Consider the following 19,091-nt stretch of genomic DNA (forward strand, 5'->3'; position numbering starts at 1 on the left):
CGGCGCTGATCGGCCGGCAAGTGTGAGCGGACGGCGCAGGTAACCGCGGTGTCCACTCGCACTTCGCGTGGCGGCCGGTGCCGGCGTCAGGCGAACGTCCACTTCGTGGCGCCGTTGACGTCCTCGGCCGAACCGACGCCGACCGCCTGTTTGGTGGCCACGCGGTAGAGGTTCCACGGCGGCGGGCCGCCGCTCGGCGCGGTGAACGGCGCCGTGAAGGCGTCACCGGACACCTCCGCCGGCCAACCCTGCGCTCGGTAGACGCCGGCCACGCGCTCCAGCTCGCCGGCGTCGGTGACGCGCTCGGCTCGGCCGGTGAACACGACGTCGATGCCCGACAGGCGAGCGGTCAGGGTGCAGGCCGGGTTCGCCGCCAGGTTGCGGCCCTTCTGGGTGTCGGCGCCAGTCACCACGTACCAGGAGCCGTCGATCCACAGCGCGCCGACGGGTGCCGCGTGCGGTGTGCCGTCGGGGCGCACGGTGCCGAGCACGGTGAAGACGTCCTGGCCGGCGTCGGCGACGGTGTCGAGTCGCTGGGCGACGGAGTCCCACGACAGCGGCGTGTCGCCGTACTGGTCGAGGTTGATCGTGGCGGTGGGCTGGGGGTTCGTCATCGTCGTTCCTTTCGTTCGATGAACGGGGCGACGTCCCCGCTCGACACATCGACGAACCCCGCCCCCGGAATCGACACCCGTCCCTCACCATTCTCGCTCTCCGGCCCCGCTCGCAGGACTCGCGGCCGCCTGCTGGCAAGTTCACGAGTTGACCGGTGGAGGGCGTCCGGCATCACCGGCTGCCGATCTCGCCCCGAGCGATGAGCCACACCCGCACATACCGCGGCCCAGGCTCATCGCGGCGGGGTACCGGCTGCCGCTACGGGGTGAGGACGCCCGGGTTGAGGATGCCGCTCGGGTCGAGCGCCGCCTTCACGGCGGCGGCGGCCGCCAGCTCGTCGGCGCGACGCACCAAGGGCAGCCACTTCGCCTTGGCGATGCCGACACCGTGCTCGGCCGAGATCGTGCCGCCGAGGCCGGCGACGCCGGTGAGGATCTCCTCGGCGAGTCCATCGGCAAGGGCGGGATCGACCGGCGCGTAGCGGCCGGGGCCGAGCGGTTCGCCCAGGAGGTTGACGTGGACGTTGCCCTCGGCGAGGTGGCCGAACGGGACCAGGTGGCAGCCTCGAGACGATGCGGCGCGCTCGGCCAGGGCGATCAGCTCCGGCAGGCGACCCGGCTGGGTGGCCACATCGAGCTTGAGGGGCACACCGAGCGTGGAGATCGATTCGGCCATTCGGTCGCGGAACTCGACGAGACGGGCGATGCCGGCTGGGTCCGACGCCATCGCCGAGTCGGCGATGCCCCCGACCGCGGCGAGCGCCTCGGCGAGCTCCGCCGTCGGGTCGTCGTGATCGGCACACTCGAGCAGAACGAACGTGTCGACGCCGGCGGCCTGATCGGCGTGCACCGGCGGGGTGCGTCCGAGGTGGGCAGCGGCGACGTCCATCGCGTCGGCCATCAGCAACTCGGCGGCGTCGAGGTGGGGCAGCTGCCTGCGCGCGACGCTCAGCAGCTCGACGGCGACGGGGAGTGGAAGGGCGACGAGTGCGGCGGCGTGTTGGCGGTACCACGGGACCAGACGCAGGCGCACAGCGGTGATCACGCCGAGCGTGCCCTCGCTCCCGGCCAGCAGCGACGGCCAGTGCAGGCCGACGGTCTCTTTGGGCAGGCCGGCGAGCGACCCGACCGTCGCCCCGGTGGACAGCGCGGCGACCACACCCATCACCTGCGAGCGCATCGTGCCGAAGCGAACGACCCTCGAGCCGCCGGCGTTGGTGGCGGTGGCGCCGCCGACGGTCGCCGAGTCGCGCGCGCCGAAGTCGACGGGCGAGTCGAGCCCGGCCGCCCGGGCGACCTCGCGCCAGCGGGCGATCGTGACGCCGGCGCCCAGTGACACCTGGCCGCCGGCGGCGTTCACCTCGCCGACGTGGTCGAGCCGGCGCATCGACAACACCACCATGCCGTTCCCCCGGGGCACGGATGCGCCGACCATGCCCGTGTTGCCGCCCTGGGGAACGACCGGCACGCCGTCGGCGGCGCAGCGCGCCAGCACGGCGGCGGTCTGCTCGGCGTCGCCGGGACGGACGACGGCGAGGGCCTCGCCGTGGTACCGGCGGGTCCAGTCGGTCTCGTAGCCGGCCCGCAGGTCGGCGTCGGTGAGCACGTGCTCGCCGCCGACGATGCCGGCCAGGTCGTCGAGCAATGAGGCGTGCGGCACGCCTCCATGATGGCCCGCAGCCCGGATGGCGAGCGAGGAGGGTGCGGTAACAGATGGTGCCAGGCACCATCTGTTACCCGGCGGCGTACTCGCCGCGGACGTTGACGACGAGGTTGATCTCGTCGTCGTCCCAGATGGTGCGGGTGTGACCGCCGAGACCGATCCAGGCGAGGAAGGCGTCGTGATCCTCGACGAGGAGCCGGACGCAGCCCTTGCTGAGCGGTTCGGTGGGCACGTTGTACGACCCATGGATCGCCTGGCCACGGTCGAAGTACACCGGCTTGTACATGTTGCCGTTGAGCGGGTTGTCGACGGCGGCGGGGTACGTCGAGCTGTTGTGCCACCCGTCGTTGTCCACCGCCGGGTCGAAGCGGAAGGCGTCCGAGCCGTTCTGGTCGCGGGTCTCGTAGCCGGCTTCGCCGGTGGACACCGCCCACAGGTGCACGATGCGGTCGCCCTGGCCGGCGAACATCACCTGGCACGTCTTGTCGACGAGCACCCACCGCTCCGGCGCCCCCGTCTGCAGCGGCAGGCTGGAGACCGACATCAGCAGCTGCTCCTCGGCGCTCCCCGGCACCATGTCGGCGCGGCTGACCGGCAGGCCGAACGCCGAGCGGAACGCGCACAGGCTGCGCTGGGTGATGCGCCCGGAGATGCCGTCGACGAGCAGCTCGTCGATGCCGAGGCCGGCGAACAGGGCGTTGATCTGGCGCTGCTGGGCGGCGATCTGCTCGTCCACGATGTCCACGGTCGCATCCTCGCTGCGGTCGCCACCGTCGATGTCGTCGACCTGGTTGCCGACACAGATGTCGAGGTAGGCACCCGAGTTGATGGCGTCGGGATCGTCGATGCCGTTCTCCTCGGCGAGGTCGTCGTACGTCACGGCCGTGTCCGGCATGGCCTCGGCGATGATGCTCAACGAGTCACCCTCTTGGATCTCGATGACGCAATCGGGGTTGAACACGTCTCCCGGATGCACGAACGGCGTCGGCGGCGGCTCGGTGGCCTCCGGAGCCGATGGGTCCGGGGGCGGCGGCGCGGCCGAGGCGGCCGAACCGATCGTGACGGCGCCGAGCAGCACCGCCGTTCCACCGAGCATCATCGCCACCCGACGTCGCAGCATCGACGGGAAGGTAGTACGGGATTCGGCCGAAGTGGGGTCGCCCCATCACGGCCGTGGTCCTGACGGGCGATCCCGACGGCGATGCCGACCTCGTCGGTCGTCGCGGCGGCGTCCTCGCCGGCCCTTGACGCCGCGACGAGGGGTGGTACTGTTCCTGAAACCGGTTGCATGAAACCGGTTTCAGGCCACAGAACGGGGAGCTGTGAAGAAGTCGGTCACCATCCGCGACGTCGCCCGTCAAGCCGGCGTCAGCGTCACGACCGTCTCGCGCGCCCTGAACGGGCAACAGATCGTCAACGTGGCGACGGCGGAACGCATCCGCGCCGTCGCCGCCGACCTCGCCTTCACACCGAGCCCGGCGGCCCGGCGCCTCAGCCTCGGCCGGACGATGACGGTCGGGGTGGTGATGTCGTACCTCACCCGCTCCCAGGCCGTCGAACGCCTCCGCGGCATCGAGAGCACGATCGGCGAGGGTGAGCTCGACCTCGTCGTCTACAACGTGGAGTCGGTCCACAAACGGGACCACTTCTTCGAAACCCTCGTCGACCGTCGGCGCCACGACGGCCTGCTCGTCGTCTCGCTGCCCCCGCCCGACACCGTGCCCTGGGCGCTCGATCACCCTGCGATTCCGGTGGTCTTCGTCGATGTCCACGTCGCGGCGGTCGCGGTCTCGCCACGCGTCGTCGGAGACGACAGGGACGGGGGCGCCCTCGCCGCACGTCACCTCGTCGATCTCGGCCACCGCCAGATCGGCGTCATCACCGACGCCACCGAGGATCCGTTCGGCTTCACGTCGAGCCGTGATCGCACCGCCGGCATGCGGCAGGCGCTCGCCGACGCCGGAATCGCCCTGCCCGAGCCACGGGTGCGGCATGGCGAGCACGGACGCTACGAGGCTCGAGACCTGGCGCTGGAGATGCTCAGCGGACCAGATCGGCCCACCGCCATCTTCGCGGCGAGCGACACGCAGGCCCTGGGTGTCCTCGCCGCCGCCCGCGACGCCGGGCTCAGCGTGCCCGAAGATCTCTCCGTCATCGGCTACGACGATGTCGAGGCCGCCGACTACGTCGGCTTGACCACGATTCGCCAGCACCTCGTCGAGTCCGGCCGGCGGGGCGCCGAGCTCCTGCTCGCCGAGATGGCCGGGCGGTCCGACCCCCCGGCCGTGGTCCGCCTGCAGCCGGAGCTGGTCGTCCGCTCCACGACGGGACCGCCGGCCGGCGGTCGACGCTGATCGCTATTGGGCCTCATCAGAACAAGGAGGAAACGTCATGAAGAGAAGGCATTGGGGGAGCCGCTCCGGGACCCGGGGGCGGGTGATCGTTGCGGGCACCGTGGCGATCGCGACGGCGGTCGCGGCGTCCGGGGTGAACGCCTCGGCACCACCGGACTCGGCATCGGGCTCGGCAGCGACCGACGCCGGTGCGCCGAGCTGCGGAACCGAGCCCGTCGAGCTGCGGGCCTATTTCGAGACCGGCTTCGACCTGCCGTTCGAACTCGCCGACGAGTTCACCGCGCAGTATCCGAACGTCACCTGGGACATCAGCCAGGATCAGTTCACCAATCTGATGAACGCGACACCGCGACTGCTCGCGGGAGACAACCCGCCCGACCTCATCCGTCTGCCGTCGATGGTCTCGCTCGTTCGGGACGATCTGTTGCTCAACCTCGACGACTACGCCTCGGCGTTCGGCTGGGACGAGTGGCCCGCCGCCCAGTTGGCCCAGAACCGTGTCGCCGAGGACGGGACGCGGGGCTCGGGCTCGCTGTACGCGATGGGCCTCAACTACAGCCTGACGGGGGTCTTCTACAACAAGGAGAAGGCCGCCGCGATCGGCATGACCGAGCCGCCGGCCACCGTCGCCGAGTTCGACGAGCTGCTGGCTGCGGCCAGCGAAGCCGGCGAGCTGCCGATCATGGTCTGGAACGCCACGGCGAGCGGCGGCGGCCTGGCGTTCCCGCTGCAACAGCTGATGGCCGCCTACGGCCCACCCGAGCCGATCAACGACTGGATCTTCCAGAAGCCGTCGGCCACCATCGACACGCCGTCCAACCTCGAGGCGGCCGAGCACCTGCAGGGGTGGGTCGAGAGCGGGTACTTCCCCGAGGACGCCAACGCCCTGCAGTACACCGACGCCAACGCACGGTTCCGAGGCGGTGAGGGCGTGTTCATCTTCAACGGGGACTGGGAGAACGCGAGCTACGACGGCGAGATGGCCGGCAACGTCGGCTTCTTCCTCTTCCCACCGCTCGAGGAGGGCGCTCCTGTGGCGGCGATGTCGGCACCGTTGACCTATGGCATCGGGGCCGGCGCCGAGAACCAGGACTGTGCGGCCTTCTTCCTCAACTGGGTGGCGACGAACGAGGCGGCCCGCCAGATCAACGTCGACGTCGGAGGATCCAACCCCGGTGGGCCGACCGATCTCGAGGTGCCCGCCGCGGGAGCGGCGTCGGTGACCAACGAGACCCTCGCCGCCGGTCAGCGCGTGGCCGAGGCGAACGGGGCGATGGACTTCATCGCCAACGCCACCGGTGCGATCTTCGCCCAGGGTTGGACACCGGCGCTGCAGGAGCTCATCGGCGGCCGCCAGGATGCGGCCGGGCTGCTCGAGACGGTGCAGGCGGAGTACGAGCGCGAGCTCGCCGAGCTGTAAGCGCCGGCGGGCCGGGGCGGACGGCGTCCAGGAATGACACTTCGGACCAACGGTCGAGCGCGATCGACGTCGCGCTCGACCCGCGGCCGCCCCGGCGGCCGCCGCAAGTCACTCATCGGTTGGCTGTTCGTCGTCCCGGCGCTCGCCGTCTACGGGCTCTTCGTCCTCACACCGCTGACGCAGACGATCCGCTACTCGCTGTACCGATGGGACGGCGTCGGACCAGCGACGTGGGTGGGTCTCGGCAACTACCGCACGGTGCTGCGGGATCCGGACCTCGTCGGGACGGTCACCAACTCGCTCCGGCTGGTCGTGTTCTTCAGCCTCGTACCGGTCACGCTCGGAGTGCTCGCCGCCAACATCATCCACCGGGTCGCCCGAGGACGACTGGGCACGATCGCCCGGACGGTCTTGTTCCTGCCCCAGGTGATCCCGCTGGTGGCGGCGGGGATCATCTGGGGCTGGCTGCTCTCGCTGTCGGGTCTGGTCAACCAGCTGCTCGACGCGGTCGGCCTCGACGGGCTGACGCGTGCCTGGCTCGGCGACTTCGACTGGGCGCTGCCCGCCGTCGGCATGATTGGTGTGTGGGTGCTGCTCGGGTTCTGCACGGTGCTGCTGCTCACCGGCATGAGCAAGATCGACGTCACGCTCTACGAAGCGGCCCGCATCGACGGAGCCGGCTGGTGGGCCGAACTGCGCGCCATCACCCTGCCGGGGTTGAGGTACGAGATCGGGGTCTGCCTCACCGTCACGATGATCGCCGCGCTGGCGGCCTTCGACATCGTGTACGTGTCGACGGGTGGCGGGCCGGGCAATGCGACCGCCGTGCCGGGCATCCAGATCTACATCCTCGCCTTCCTCGAGCGACAGGTCGGCCTGGCGTCGGCCCTCGCCGTGATCGTGATGCTGTTGGTCCTCGTCATCATCCTGCCGATCCAACGCCTGACGCGGCGCGGTGCCCGATGACGGCGTCACGCGGCGAGACGATCGCCGGGCGGACGTTCCTCGCCGCCCTGATGGTGTTCACCGTCCTGCCCTTCATCAGCATCTTCACGACGGCACTCCAGCCGTCCGGCTCGCTACCGACGGGTCTGGAGTGGCCGAGCGATCCGCAGTGGGGCAACTTCGCCGAGGCCTTCGACGTCGCCAACATGACCACACTCTTGAAGTCGAGCAGCCTGATCGTGATCACCGTCGTGCCGATCGCCCTGGTCATCTCGACGATGGCGGGCTTCGCCATCGGCCTGCTCGAGATCCCCGGTGCCCGCTGGCTCCTCCTCCTGTTCGTGCTCGGCCTGACGCTGCCGTTCGAGGGAATCATCACGCCGTTGTACTTCCTCGCCGACGACCTCGGCATCTTGAACACTCGCCTTGCCATCTCGCTGCCGCTCATCGGCCTCTTCATGCCGTTCTCGGTCTTCTGGATGCGAGCCCACTTCGCCACCATGCCGGCCGAGATCACCGAGGCCGCCGAGGTCGACGGCGCCGGAACGTGGAGCGTGTTCTGGCGCATCCACGTGCCGCTGGCGCGGCCGCCGATCGCCTCATTGGCCATCTTGCTGTCGATCTGGACGTGGAACCAGTTCCTGCTCGCCCTCGTGCTCGTCGAGGACCCCGAGCAACGCACGATGGCAGGCGCGCTCGGCGCCTTCCAGGGGCACTACGCGACCGACATCCCACTCCTCTGTGCCGGCACCATTCTGATCCTCCTGCCCACCCTGATCGTGTTCCTCCTGTTCCAGCGCCACATCATCGCCGCCCTGCTCCAAGGCTCGGTCAAGGGCTGACCGCTCTCCGAGCACGACTCCGACTTTCACTCCCACTCGAAGAGATCCCCCGTGCCCACCGACCCATCGACCCGTCCCGCCGGGTCCACGAGGGCGAGCGTCCCGGCCCGCCCGCAGCTGTTGACCTACCCCGACTCGCTCGGTGGCGACCTCGCCGCGGTCAATCGCCTCCTCGACGGCCCGCTGGCGGGGCTGTTCCGCGGCGTGCACGTGTTGCCGCCGTTCCCGTCCACCGGCGATCGTGGCTTCGCTCCCGTGACGTACGAGCGCATCGAGCCGGCGTTCGGCACCTGGCGGGACATCGAGGCGATCGCCGAGCATCACGACGTGCTGCTCGACGTGATGGTCAACCACATCTCGCGCCGGAGCGAGCAGTTCGCCGACTTCGAACGGAACGGCCGGCGCTCGCAGTGGGCCGACCTGTTCATCACCGTCGACAAGGTCTGGCCGGCGGGGGTGGCGCCGCCGGACGATCTCGCCCGGATCGCCCTGCGGAAGCCGGACTCGCCGCTGTCGCCGATCACGATCACCGCGACGGGCGCCGTCGAGCAGGTGTGGACGTCGTTCGGGACGTCGGAGTGGGCCGAGCAGATCGATCTCGACGTCAACACGCCGGCGACCCGCGCCCTGATCACCGGATGGCTCCGCATGCTCGCCGCGCACCGGGTACGTCTCGTCCGCCTCGACGCCGTCGGCTACGTGACCAAGCGGGCGGGCACCAACTGCTTCATGGTCGAGCCCGAGATCTGGCACTTCCTCGACTGGATCACCGATGTCGCCGATGGTCTCGGGCTGGTCCTTCTCCCGGAAGTCCACGACCGCTACGACACCCACCGCCGGCTGTCGGCGCGCGGGTACTGGACGTACGACTTCGTGCTGCCCGGGCTCGTCCTCGACGCCCTTCATCGTGCCGATGCCTCGGCGTTGACGGCACACCTCGACGGTTCGCCGAGCCGGCAGTTCACCACCCTCGACTGTCACGACGGCATCCCCGTGCGCCCCGACCTCGACGGCGTCCTCGAGCCGGCTCGCCTCGTCGACCTCACCGAGCGATCCGTCGCGCGGGGTGGCAACGTCAACCGGCTCCTCTCCACGACTGCCCCCGGCGAGCTCGACGTCCATCAGATCAACTGCTCGTACTACTCCGCGCTCGACCACGACGACGACCGGTACCTCGCCGCTCGCGCGATCCAGCTCTTCGCGCGCGGGGTTCCGCAGATCTACTACGTCGGCTTGCTGGCCGGATCGAACGACGAGGACGCCGTCCGGCGCAGCGGCGACGGCCGGTCCGTCAACCGGCACGACTTCTCGGTCGACGAGGTGCTCACCGCACTCGATCGGCCGGTGGTCCGGCGACTGCTCGATCTGGTCCGGCTGCGCAACACCCATCCCGCCTTCGACGGCGACGCCACGTTCGGCCACAGCGGCAGCCGGCTGAACGTGGTGTGGACCAACGGGACCTCGTCCTGCACGCTCGACGTCGACCTGGCGAGCGGCCGGATCGACGTCGGCACCCACTGATCGTCGCCGTCGCTGGATGCCTCCGGGCACCGGCTGCCCCGTAACGGTTGGTGCCTGGCACCAACCGTTACCAACCGTTACTGCGCGCCTGGCCGCCGGGACCGAGCCCTCCGACGACGACGACGTCGTTCGATCATCGAGGCGATGATCGGGGAACTTTGCAGTAGATGTTTGGAGTACTTACTATCTGAGCGTGAACCTCCGTACCCTCCGCGGCGCTGCCGCCGCCGTCATGGCCCTCGCCGTGACGTCATCCACCGCCCACGTCGTCGCGGCCGGTGCCCAGTCTCCAACGATGGCGCACGCCGCAACGCCGGATTCGCACATCGTCGACACGTTCTACGGCGAGGTCGAGGTCCCGATCGAGCCGGCTCGGGTCGTCGCCGTCAGCTACGACACCCCGTGGCAGCTCGCCGGCATCGGCGTGGCCACCGTCGGTGTTCAGGACTACTCCGCGTGGCGGGATCAGTTCACCGACGACGAGTGGGCGGTCGTCGACGGGATCGAAACGGTCGGCAGCTTCGACAGCCTCAACTACGAGGCCATCGCCGCCCTCGAGCCCGACCTGATCGTCGGCGACGCCTACGAGATCGACGAGGTGACGTACGAGCGGCTCGCCGCGATCGCACCGACCGCGATCGCCGGCGGTGAGGCGCGCGGCGACTGGCGCGCGATCGTCGACAGCTACGGCGTCTTCACCGGCACCACCGACGCCGTCGACGAGAGCCGTCGGGCCTACGAGGACACGCTGGACCGGGTGGTGACCGACCATGCCGACCAGCTCGCCGGCGCCCACTGGGCCTTCGTGACGATCGGCGACTCCGACGGCCAGTTCTCGCTGCTCTACCCCACGAGCACGTGGGGCGAGCTGCTCTACGACGGCCTCGGCGTGTCCCTGCCGGCCGGCGTCGACGACACCGAACCCGCCAGCGGTTACGAGTCGTACTCGTTCGAGCGCGCCGGCGAGTTCCTCGGCGGTGCCGACGTGATCCTCTACCCCATCGGCGGCGACGGCTCGATGTATCCGTGGATGGACGCCATCCTGTCCAGCCCGGTCGTGGCGAGTGTCCCGGCCATCGCCGAGGACCGGGCGTTCGGGATCGCCACGTCGGTCAACGACTACGTCAGCGCCGCAGCCTGGCTCACCGAGGTCGAGACGACGGTGCTGGTGACGCTGGCTGACTGACGCTCCCGCGACCTACTTCGCGTTCAGGGATCGACGCGGGCCGAGTCGACCAGCAGGCACGCGGCGCGGTGGCCCTCGCCGGCGTCGAACAGCGGCGGGTCCACCGCCTCGCAGTCGTCGAACGCCTTCGGGCACCGGCTGGCGAAGTTGCACCCGGTCGGCGTGTTCAGCGGGCTGGGCACGTCGCCGCGCAGGATGATGCGGCGCCGTTCCCGTTCCTCGGCCGGGTCGACGAGCGGGATGGCCGACAGGAGCGCCTCGGTGTACGGGTGGGCGGGCGATGCGTACAGCGCCTCGCGATCGGCGGTCTCGACGATGCGCCCGAGGTACATCACGGCCACGCGGTGGCTGATGTGCTGGACGGCGGCGAGGTCGTGGGCGATGAACACGTAGGCGAGACCGAGCTCGCGCTGCAGGTCCTCGAGGAGGTTCATGACCTGCGCCTGGACCGACACGTCGAGCGCCGAGATCGGCTCGTCGGCGACGATGATCTCGGGTTCGGTGGCGAGGGCGCGGGCGATGCCCACCCGTTGGCGCTGGCCGCCCGACAGTTCGTGGGCGTAGCGGGTGCGGTAGGCGGGGTTGAGCCCGACCATGGCGAGCAGCTCTTCCACCCGGCGACGCCGCTCGCTGCGCCCGGTGCGCAGCCCGTGGATCTCCAGCGGCTCGGACACGATGTCGCCGATGGTCATGCGCGGGTTCAGCGAGGCGTAGGGATCCTGGAAGATCATCGCGACCCGCCGGCGCATCTCCCGCAACCGCCGGCCGTCCAGCCCGGTCAGCTCCACGCCGCCGACGCGCACGCTGCCCCCGGTGGGTTCCACGAGGCGTAACAGGGCGAGTCCGGTGGTCGACTTGCCGCACCCGCTCTCGCCGACGATGCCGAGCGTCTCGCCCCGATGCAGCGAGAACGACACGCCGTCCACCGCTTTCACCACGCCTCGCCCACGCACGGGGAAGTGCACTTCCAGGTCGGTCACCTCGAGGACGGGCGTTCCGGCGTCAGGCGTCGACGACGTCACGATCGCGGCCTCGCCACGTCGTACAGGCAGGCGACGGCGTGGCCGGGCGAGACCTCCCGCAGCTCGGGCACGGTGTCGCGCTCGGCGTCGTCGAGCCGGAACGAGCACCGCTCCCAGAACGCGCAGCCGGCGGGGAGGTGCACGGGGTCGGGCGGCAGCCCGGGGATCGAGAACAGTCGCTCGGGCCGCTCGACGCCGGGCTTCGGCAGCGACTCGAGCAGGCCGATCGAGTACGGGTGCCGCGGGTCGGCGAGCACGTCGTCGACCGTCCCCGATTCGACGATGCGCCCGGCGTACATCACCAGCACCCGGTGCGCGATGCGGGCGACGACGCCGAGGTCGTGAGTGATCCAGACCACCGCCATGCCCAGTCGGGCTTGGAGGTCGCCGACCAGCTCGACGATCTGCGCCTGCGTGGTCACGTCGAGCGCGGTGGTCGGTTCGTCGGCGATGAGGAGCGATGGGTCGGTCGCCAGGCCCATGGCGATCATCACCCGCTGCCGCATGCCGCCGGAGAACTGGTGCGGATACTCGCGGAGCCGCTGGCGCGGCGACGGGATGCCCACGAGGTCGAGCAGCTCGCCGGCCCGATCGAGGGCCGCCCGTTTGGAGAGGCCCTGATGCACCCGGAGCGACTCGCCGACCTGGTAGCCGATGCTGCGCACCGGGTTCAGCGACGTCATCGGGTCCTGGAAGATCATCGCCATGCGGTTGCCACGACGCATGCGTAGCTCGGCCTCCGTCGCGCCGATCAGCTCGGCGCCCTCGAACCGGGCCGAGCCCTCGACGCGTCCCGGCGGCTGCTTGACGAGCCCCATCAGGGCCATCACCCCGACGCTCTTGCCGCTGCCCGACTCGCCGACGATGGCCACCGTCTCGCCGGCGGCGACGTCGTAGCTGATCCCGTTGACCACGCGGGCGACGCCGCGCTTGGTGCCGAACCTGACGCGCAGGTCGCGCACCGACAGCAGCGGCGTCGTGTCCGCGTCGACGGCCGCCGTCATGCCTGCTGGCCCCTCGACTCGATGATGCTCTTCTGGCGCGGGTCGAGCGCGTCGCGCAGCCCGTCGCCGACGAGGTTGAAGGCCATCACCGTGGCGACGATGGCGAGACCCGGGAAGATGCCGATCCACGGCGCCTGCTTCATGAACCCGCGCCCGTCGGCCAGCATGCGCCCCCACGACGGTTGCGGGGGCTGCACCCCGAGGCCGAGGAACGACAGCGCCGCCTCCGAGAGGATGGCGAAGGCGAGCGACAGCGACGTCTGCACGATGATCGGGCCGACGACGTTGGGCAGCACGTGCCGGCGCATGATGCGCGGCCCCGATGCCCCGAGCGAGCGGGCGGCGCGCACGTACACCTCGTTGCGCACGGAGATGACCGACCCGCGCGTGATGCGGGCGAAGATCGGCATGTAGACGATGCCGATGGCGATCATCGCGTTGAGCAGGCCGGGCCCGCGGACGGCCACGATGGCGATGGCCAGGAGGATCGCCGGGAACGAGAAGACGATGTCCATCAGCCGCATGAGGGCCCCGTCGGCGAGCCCGCCGTAGAAGCCCGCGACGAGCCCGATCGGCACACCGAGTCCGAGGGCGATCCCCACGGCGACGGCGCCGACTTGGAGGGAACCGCGCGACGCCACGAGCACCCGTGAGAACACGTCGCGGCCGAGGTCGTCGGTGCCGAACCAGTGATCCCGGCTGGGCCCGGCGAACCGGTTGGTGATGTTCTGCTCGTTGATGCCGAATGGTGCGATCGTCGGGCCGATCACCGCCGCCACGACGAGCAGTCCCAACACGACGAGGCCGACGACGGCGAGGCGGTTGGCGACGACCGCCGACCACACCTCGGCGGGCCGGCTGCGCAGGCGCTCGGCGGGCGCCCCGCCCTCGAACGCCTCGAGCTCCTCGATCCCGCTGGCCGTCTCGCTCATCGCAGCCTCACGCGGGGGTCGGCGATGGCGTAGAGCACGTCGACCAGCAGGTTGACGAGCAGGAACGTGAACGCCAGATAGAGCACGGCGCCCTGCAGCACGGCGTAGTCGCGGTCCTCCACCGCCGTGAGGGCGAGCCGGCCGATGCCCGGCCAGGCGAAGATCACCTCGACGACCACGACGCCACCGAGCATGAACCCGAGCTGCAGGCCGACGACGGTGAGGATCGGGATCGCCGCGTTGGGCAGCACGTGTCCGGTGACGATCTGGCGCGAGCTCAGCCCTTTGGCCTGGGCCGTGCGCACGTAGTCCTGGTTGAGCGCCTCGAGCACCGCCGATCTCACGAAGCGCGTGAGGATCGATCCCGACACGAGGCCCACGGTCAACGCCGGCAGGACGAGGTGGCGGGCCCACTCGAGGGGGCTCTCGAACGGCGACACGTAGCCCGCCGGCGGTAGCCACGACAGGGTAAGGGCGAACAGGAGGATGTACATGATCGCCGCCCAGAACTCGGGCACCGACACGCCGACCTGGCTGGCGGCGGTGGCCGCGTAGTCGAGCTTGGAGCCGGCGCGGACCGCCGAGATGATGCCCACCGGGATGGCGATCAACAGGGCGATGGCCAGCGCGGCGAAGGCGAGCGACAGCGTGGCCGGCAGGCGCTCGACGACCAGCGAGGTGACCGTGCGGTTGCTGCGGAAGCTCTCACCGAGGTCTCCTCGAACGGCCCGCCCGAGCCAGCGCACGAACTGCTCGACCAGCGGCTGGTCGAGGCCGCTCTCGGCCCGCTTACGGTCGTAGATCTCCTGGTTGAACCGGGTGCCGAGCGAGTTGCGGATCGGATCCCCGGGGATCAGGTGGACGAGCGCGAACACGGCCACCGTCACCCCGAGCATGGCGACGAGCATCGAGCCGACCCGGACGGCAAGCCATCGCAGCACGGGGTCAGTCTCCCTCGCGACGACGGATCACGCCGGGTCGGTGGTGACGATGATCAGCCGAGCGACGTCTCGACGAACCGGATGGCGTTGTCGCCCCGTGTCTCGTAGCCGGACACGTCGGGCGACCAGGCGTCGATGTTGTCGGGGTTGTACAGGTAGATGTAGCTGGCGTCGTCGACGATGATCGTGGCGATCTCGTCGTAGAGCGCCTTGCGGGCGTCGGAGTCGGGCTCCACACGAGCGGCGTCGAGCAGCTCGTCGAGCGCCGGGTTGCTGTAGCCCTGGAAGTTGAACGTGCCGTCGGTGTGGTGCTGCGAGTAGTAGAACTCGTCGGGGTCGATGTTGCCGATCCAGCTCAGCATGAAGGCGTCGAACTCGCCCTGGGCCTCGAGATCGAGCCACGTGCTGAAGTCGACGTCGTTGATGGTCACCTCGATGTCGAGCGGCTCGAGCTGGGCGGCGATGACCTGGGCCTGGGTGACCGTCTCGGGATAGTCGCTGGTGACGAGGAACTCGATCGAGAACCCGTCGGTGATGCCGGCCTCGTCGAGCAGCGCCTGCGCCGCCTCGATGTCGCCGGCCGCGTACGGCGCGTAGTCGTAGTACCAGAAGCTGCCGTCGGGGATCGCCGTCTGGTTGGCCGTGGCGGCGCCGAATGTGGCCGCCTCGGTGATCTCCTCACGGTCGATCGCCGTGGCGATCGCTTGGCGCACCCGCACGTCGTCGAACGGCGGACGGGTCTGGTTGAGCGCGAAGTAGTGGTAGTCGGAGCCGGCGACGCGACCGACGACCACGTCGTCGGACCCTTCGAGCGACTCCAGCTCGGCGGGCGGCACGCCGTCGATCCAGTCGACGTCACCGGTCTGCAGGCTGGTCAGCTTGACGGTGGGGTCGGGGATGGCGACGAAGCGCACGCCGTCGAGGTACGGCAGGCCCTCGTCGGCCCGCCAGTAGTTGTCGTTGCGAACGAGCTCGACACCGTCGCCGGCGGTGTACGACTCGAACACGAACGGTCCCGTACCGATCGGCGCGGTGTCGATCGAACCGTCGGTCACGTTCTCCTCGGCGACGATCGCCATGCCCTTGTAGCCGCCGAGCAGCGTGAGCAGGTTGGGCGTCGGGGCCGTGACGACGATCTCGACGGTGTAGTCGTCGAGCGCGGTGATCGTGTCGACGGCGTCGAGCCGGTAGGCCACGCCGGACGCCACCTCGGGATCGCGGATCCGCTCGAAGCTGTAGACCACGTCGGCCGAGGTGAGCTCACGGCCGTTGTGGAACTGCACGCCCTCGCGGAGCGTGAACGTCCACGTGAGTTGATCGTCGCTCACGGTCCACTCGGTGGCGAGCGCCGGTTCCATCGTCAGATCGTCACCCGGCTGCACGAGGGTGTCGAACACGTTCTCGAGGACCTGGTAGCTGGCGTAGCCGCTCGTCATGTGGGGGTCGAACCGCTCGGGCTCGGCGCTCTGGGCGGCGACGAGGACGCCACCCGATGCGGGAGCGTCGGAGGTCGGTGGCGCCGAGGCGTCGAGCGCTCCGGAGGCGATGGGCAACACGGCGACGAGGCCGATCGCGGCAGCGAGCGTCGCACGGAACGGAACGGGCTTCATGGGCGGTCCTTTCGAGACTGGCCGGGGCAGGTTCACGGCACGCCACGCTGCGTGATGTCCTGGTGCGACGGTACGAAGCGGGGATGTATACGTCAAATAGAGAGAACGGCGCGAACCCATAAGAGACCCTGATCACAAGCCCGCCATCAGGGGTCTAGGGTCCTCCACGTGCTCGACCCCCAGCACCTGCGGTCGTTCCGCGAGATCGCCCGGACCGGCTCCTACTCGGCAGCCGCCCGCCGCCTCGGCTACACCCAACCGGCGCTCAGCTACCAGATGCGGCTCCTCGAGAAGGCCGTCGGCGCACCCCTCACGGCGCGCGCCGGGCGGTCGATCCGCCTCACCCCGGCGGGCCAGTCGCTGCTGCGCCACGCCGACCAGATCCTCACGGCGATCCGCGTCGCCGAACGCGACCTCGCCCACGTGATCGGCTCGCGTTCGGGGGTGCTGCGCATCGCCGCCTTCTCGAGCGGGCGGGCCACACTGGTGGCCGACGCCCTCGCCGACGTGGCCGTTAGCCAGCCGGCCCTCGACGTCCGCCTCCTCCACGCCGATCCGCTCGACGCCACGGCGATGGTCGTCCGCGGCGACGCCGATCTCGCCGTCACCTACCGGTACGCCGTCGAGGAACTGGCATCGATACCGGCCAACGTCCGCAGCGACGGCACGTCGTCGCTGCGACGATCGCCGTTGAGCAGTGTCGGGCTGCTGTGGGATCACGTCCACCTCGTGGTCCCGCGTTCGCACCGTCTGGCGTCCACCACGGTCAGCTCGCTCGCCCCGTTCGCCGACGAGCGGTTCCTCGTCGGCAGCGACCTGTTCAGCGGCCTGCTCGAGCGGGCCGCGGCCCGCGCCGGCTTCGTGCCGAAGATGATGATGGTGGCCGACGACTGCGCCAGCATGCAGGCGCTCGCCGCCCGCGGCGTCGGCATCGCTCTGCTGCCGGGATTGGAGCTGCTGGCCGTGCGACGCGACGACGTGGCCACCCTGGCCGTGCCCGATTGGCCGGTGCGCCAGGTCGCCGTCGAGTCGTGGCCCGACCTGCTCAAGGTGCCGTCGATCGAGCCGGTGGTCGCCGCCCTGTCGGCGGCGGCCGACCGCATCGTCGACGACGTCGGACCGCTCGGCCTGGTCTCCCCGGCGGCCGGGACCGAGCACGTCTCGTCGCACCCGCCGAGCACGGTCAGCGCGATCGACCAGACGTGGCACCGGTGGTACGACGTGATCTCCACCACGCTTCCCCGGCGCGCCTCCGGGCGAGCCGATCGTGGCGTCGCCGTCACCGACGCGTCCGACTCCCGGCAGGTCCACACGGTGGAGGGCATGGTGGAGGGTGACGTCGTCGGCGACGACGCGGTGACCGACCACCCTGGCGGGGTCCTGATGGCCGACATCCCCGTCGACGGCGAGGACGTCTGGTGGTTCGCCGACGACCACGGCGACGAGCACGGCGTGTGGATGCGCCAACCGTTCGCCGGCGGGGCGGCCACCCCCGTGTCCGACGCCATCCCGCCCGGCACCCCCGCCGGCCTGTCGTTCGGCGGCCGCCGAGCGGCGATCGGCCGGACCGATCGCGAGGCGTCCGAGGTGTACGTCATCGACCTCGGTCCGGAGCGGCGCCCGGCCGACGCGACGTCGCTGGTGTACCGCAGCGAGGAGTACGCCACGGCCGGCCCGCTGTCGCCCGATGGGGAGCTGCTCTCCATCTCCCACAGTGAGCACGGCAACTCCCTGAAGCCGGCGATCCGCGTGCTGCGGGTTGACCGCGACGGCGCCCCCAGCATCGTCGCTGAGCTGACCGACGGCCCCACGTTGGGTCTGTGGCCGGTCGCGTTCAGTCCCGTCGACGGCTCCCACGAGCTACTCGTCCGGCACGAGCGGGGTGGGCGGTCACGGCCGTTGCTCTGGGACGTGACGACCGGCGACCAGCGGGAGATCGACGTCCCCCTCCCGGGTGAGATCACCGCATCGTGGTATCCCGCGGGCGACGCCCTGCTGGTGCTCCACCAGCACCGCGCCCGCAGCGAGCTGTACCGCCTCGACCTCGGCGACGGCTCGCTCGAGCGACTGGAGACCCCGGCCGGGTACGTCGCCGACGCCTCGGCCCTTCCCGACGGGCGAGTCGAGTACCTGTGGTCCTCGGCGTCCCATCCGCCGGCGGTGCTGACGACGGGACCCGAGCCCGCTGCCGCCCAACTTCCAGGGCTCGATGGCGCTCCGGCCCTCGCCGATCTCAACGTGAGCGGAGCCGACGGTCCGGTCCACGTGCTCGTCGCCCGGCCCGGCGCCGCGGCCGACGGAGCGGCCGGGCCGGGACCGGTCGTCTTCCTCGTCCACGGCGGGCCGGCCGCCCACGACACCGACTCCTTCTCGGCGACGCGCAACGCATGGGTGGCCCGCGGCTACACCACGGTGCAGGTCAACTACCGCGGCTCGACGGGCTACGGGTCGGAGTGGCGCGGCGCCAACATCGGTCGCCCCGGGCGCGCCGAGTTGGAGGACCTCGCCGCCGTGCGTGACGCCCTCGTCGCCGACGGCACGGCCGATCCCGACCGCATCGTCATCGCCGGGCGCTCGTGGGGCGGCTACCTCGCCCTGCTCGCCCTCGGCCAGCAGCCCGGGTTGTGGTCGCTCGGTGTCGCCATCGTGCCGGTCGCCGACACCGCAGCGGTGTACGAGGACATGAGCGATCAGCTGCGGGCGAGCTATCGCGTGCGCTTCGGTGGCTCGCCGACCGATGTGCCCGAGGCCTACGCCGCGGCGTCGCCGCTCACGTACGTCGACGACGTCGAGGTCCCCGTGCTGGTGACCGCCGGCCTGCGCGACCCGCGCTGCCCAATCCGCCAGATCGAGCTGTACGTCTCCCGCCTCGTCGAGCTCGGCAAGCAGCACGAGTACCGCGCCTTCGATCGCGGCCACGAAGCCCGCTCGCGGAGCGAACGCGTCGACGAGATGGAGATGGTCCTGGCCTTCGTCGACCGCCACCTCCCCACCCCCTGACCACGTCGACCCGACCGTCAGTCACCAGGACCCGGCG

15 protein-coding genes are annotated in these 19,091 nt (G+C 70.5%); 7 read left to right on the forward strand and 8 right to left on the reverse strand.

Annotation, left to right across the window (positions count from 1 at the left end):
- Positions 1 to 86 precede the first annotated feature (86 nt).
- The 3 genes from DN771_RS08750 to DN771_RS08760 form a co-directional block, all read right to left on the reverse strand.
- Positions 87 to 614 (reverse strand): pyridoxamine 5'-phosphate oxidase family protein, encoded by a 528-nt coding sequence (locus DN771_RS08750; RefSeq protein ID WP_116996981.1) that lies wholly within the window; start codon positions 612 to 614, stop codon positions 87 to 89.
- Between the two features lie 259 nt (positions 615 to 873).
- Positions 874 to 2,274, reverse strand: a complete 1,401-nt coding sequence (locus DN771_RS08755) for an FAD-binding oxidoreductase (protein WP_193615360.1) — start codon at positions 2,272 to 2,274, stop codon at positions 874 to 876.
- A 73-nt stretch (positions 2,275 to 2,347) separates the two neighbouring features.
- The gene (locus DN771_RS08760) at positions 2,348 to 3,397 is read right to left on the reverse strand and encodes a L,D-transpeptidase family protein (RefSeq protein WP_116996983.1); all 1,050 of its coding nucleotides are present in this window, start codon (positions 3,395 to 3,397) and stop codon (positions 2,348 to 2,350) included.
- A gap of 202 nt (positions 3,398 to 3,599) precedes the next feature.
- Here DN771_RS08760 and DN771_RS08765 point away from each other — a divergent pair, with 202 nt between their 5' ends.
- From DN771_RS08765 to DN771_RS08790, 6 genes are all read left to right on the forward strand, one after another.
- A complete protein-coding gene (locus DN771_RS08765; RefSeq protein ID WP_116996984.1) occupies positions 3,600 to 4,631 on the forward strand; it encodes a LacI family DNA-binding transcriptional regulator in 1,032 nt (343 codons plus the stop codon).
- Between the two features lie 37 nt (positions 4,632 to 4,668).
- Positions 4,669 to 6,051: an ABC transporter substrate-binding protein gene (locus DN771_RS08770; RefSeq protein WP_116996985.1), complete on the forward strand. Its 1,383-nt coding sequence runs from the start codon at positions 4,669 to 4,671 to the stop codon at positions 6,049 to 6,051.
- Positions 6,052 to 6,084: 33 nt separating this feature from the next.
- Positions 6,085 to 7,017 (forward strand): carbohydrate ABC transporter permease, encoded by a 933-nt coding sequence (locus DN771_RS08775; protein WP_116996986.1) that lies wholly within the window; start codon positions 6,085 to 6,087, stop codon positions 7,015 to 7,017.
- Positions 7,014 to 7,838: a carbohydrate ABC transporter permease gene (locus DN771_RS08780; RefSeq protein WP_116996987.1), complete on the forward strand. Its 825-nt coding sequence runs from the start codon at positions 7,014 to 7,016 to the stop codon at positions 7,836 to 7,838. Before DN771_RS08775 ends, DN771_RS08780 begins: the two co-directional genes overlap by 4 nt.
- A gap of 51 nt (positions 7,839 to 7,889) precedes the next feature.
- The gene (gene gtfA, locus DN771_RS08785; protein WP_116996988.1) at positions 7,890 to 9,359 is read left to right on the forward strand and encodes a sucrose phosphorylase; all 1,470 of its coding nucleotides are present in this window, start codon (positions 7,890 to 7,892) and stop codon (positions 9,357 to 9,359) included.
- Between the two features lie 193 nt (positions 9,360 to 9,552).
- Positions 9,553 to 10,545 carry an ABC transporter substrate-binding protein gene (locus DN771_RS08790; protein WP_116996989.1) on the forward strand — a complete coding sequence of 331 codons (993 nt, stop codon included), beginning with the start codon at positions 9,553 to 9,555 and terminating at the stop codon, positions 10,543 to 10,545.
- A 23-nt stretch (positions 10,546 to 10,568) separates the two neighbouring features.
- Here the strand turns inward: DN771_RS08790 and DN771_RS08795 are convergent, their stop codons facing one another.
- From DN771_RS08795 to DN771_RS08815, 5 genes are read right to left on the reverse strand one after another with little or no spacing between them, the layout of a single operon-like run.
- The gene (locus DN771_RS08795; RefSeq protein ID WP_116996990.1) at positions 10,569 to 11,567 is read right to left on the reverse strand and encodes an ABC transporter ATP-binding protein; all 999 of its coding nucleotides are present in this window, start codon (positions 11,565 to 11,567) and stop codon (positions 10,569 to 10,571) included.
- Positions 11,564 to 12,571, reverse strand: a complete 1,008-nt coding sequence (locus tag DN771_RS08800) for an ABC transporter ATP-binding protein (RefSeq protein WP_116996991.1) — start codon at positions 12,569 to 12,571, stop codon at positions 11,564 to 11,566. The genes DN771_RS08795 and DN771_RS08800 overlap by 4 nt, the downstream gene beginning before the upstream one ends.
- A complete protein-coding gene (locus DN771_RS08805) occupies positions 12,568 to 13,503 on the reverse strand; it encodes an ABC transporter permease (RefSeq protein WP_116996992.1) in 936 nt (311 codons plus the stop codon). Before DN771_RS08805 ends, DN771_RS08800 begins: the two co-directional genes overlap by 4 nt.
- Entirely contained in the window at positions 13,500 to 14,444 is a 945-nt protein-coding gene (locus DN771_RS08810; RefSeq protein WP_205528489.1) for an ABC transporter permease, read from the reverse strand. The genes DN771_RS08805 and DN771_RS08810 overlap by 4 nt, the downstream gene beginning before the upstream one ends.
- Positions 14,445 to 14,497: 53 nt before the next feature.
- The gene (locus DN771_RS08815; protein ID WP_116996993.1) at positions 14,498 to 16,054 is read right to left on the reverse strand and encodes an ABC transporter substrate-binding protein; all 1,557 of its coding nucleotides are present in this window, start codon (positions 16,052 to 16,054) and stop codon (positions 14,498 to 14,500) included.
- Between the two features lie 168 nt (positions 16,055 to 16,222).
- Here DN771_RS08815 and DN771_RS08820 point away from each other — a divergent pair, with 168 nt between their 5' ends.
- Positions 16,223 to 19,054 carry a prolyl oligopeptidase family serine peptidase gene (locus DN771_RS08820; RefSeq protein WP_116996994.1) on the forward strand — a complete coding sequence of 944 codons (2,832 nt, stop codon included), beginning with the start codon at positions 16,223 to 16,225 and terminating at the stop codon, positions 19,052 to 19,054.
- Positions 19,055 to 19,091: the final 37 nt, after the last annotated feature.

The organism is Desertimonas flava, assembly GCF_003426815.1.
GTDB lineage: Bacteria > Actinomycetota > Acidimicrobiia > Acidimicrobiales > Ilumatobacteraceae > Desertimonas > Desertimonas flava.

Excerpts from the sequence above, each read along its gene's own strand:
- DN771_RS08780 (WP_116996987.1), top strand. The coding sequence starts at position 7,014 with ATGACGGCGTCACGCGGCGAGACGATCGCCGGGCGGACGTTCCTCGCC.
- DN771_RS08750 (WP_116996981.1), bottom strand. The coding sequence starts at position 614 with ATGACGAACCCCCAGCCCACCGCCACGATCAACCTCGACCAGTACGGC.
- DN771_RS08760 (WP_116996983.1), bottom strand. The coding sequence starts at position 3,397 with ATGCTGCGACGTCGGGTGGCGATGATGCTCGGTGGAACGGCGGTGCTG.
- DN771_RS08775 (WP_116996986.1), top strand. The coding sequence starts at position 6,085 with ATGACACTTCGGACCAACGGTCGAGCGCGATCGACGTCGCGCTCGACC.
- DN771_RS08770 (WP_116996985.1), top strand. The coding sequence starts at position 4,669 with ATGAAGAGAAGGCATTGGGGGAGCCGCTCCGGGACCCGGGGGCGGGTG.
- DN771_RS08815 (WP_116996993.1), bottom strand. The coding sequence starts at position 16,054 with ATGAAGCCCGTTCCGTTCCGTGCGACGCTCGCTGCCGCGATCGGCCTC.
- DN771_RS08805 (WP_116996992.1), bottom strand. The coding sequence starts at position 13,503 with ATGAGCGAGACGGCCAGCGGGATCGAGGAGCTCGAGGCGTTCGAGGGC.
- DN771_RS08800 (WP_116996991.1), bottom strand. The coding sequence starts at position 12,571 with ATGACGGCGGCCGTCGACGCGGACACGACGCCGCTGCTGTCGGTGCGC.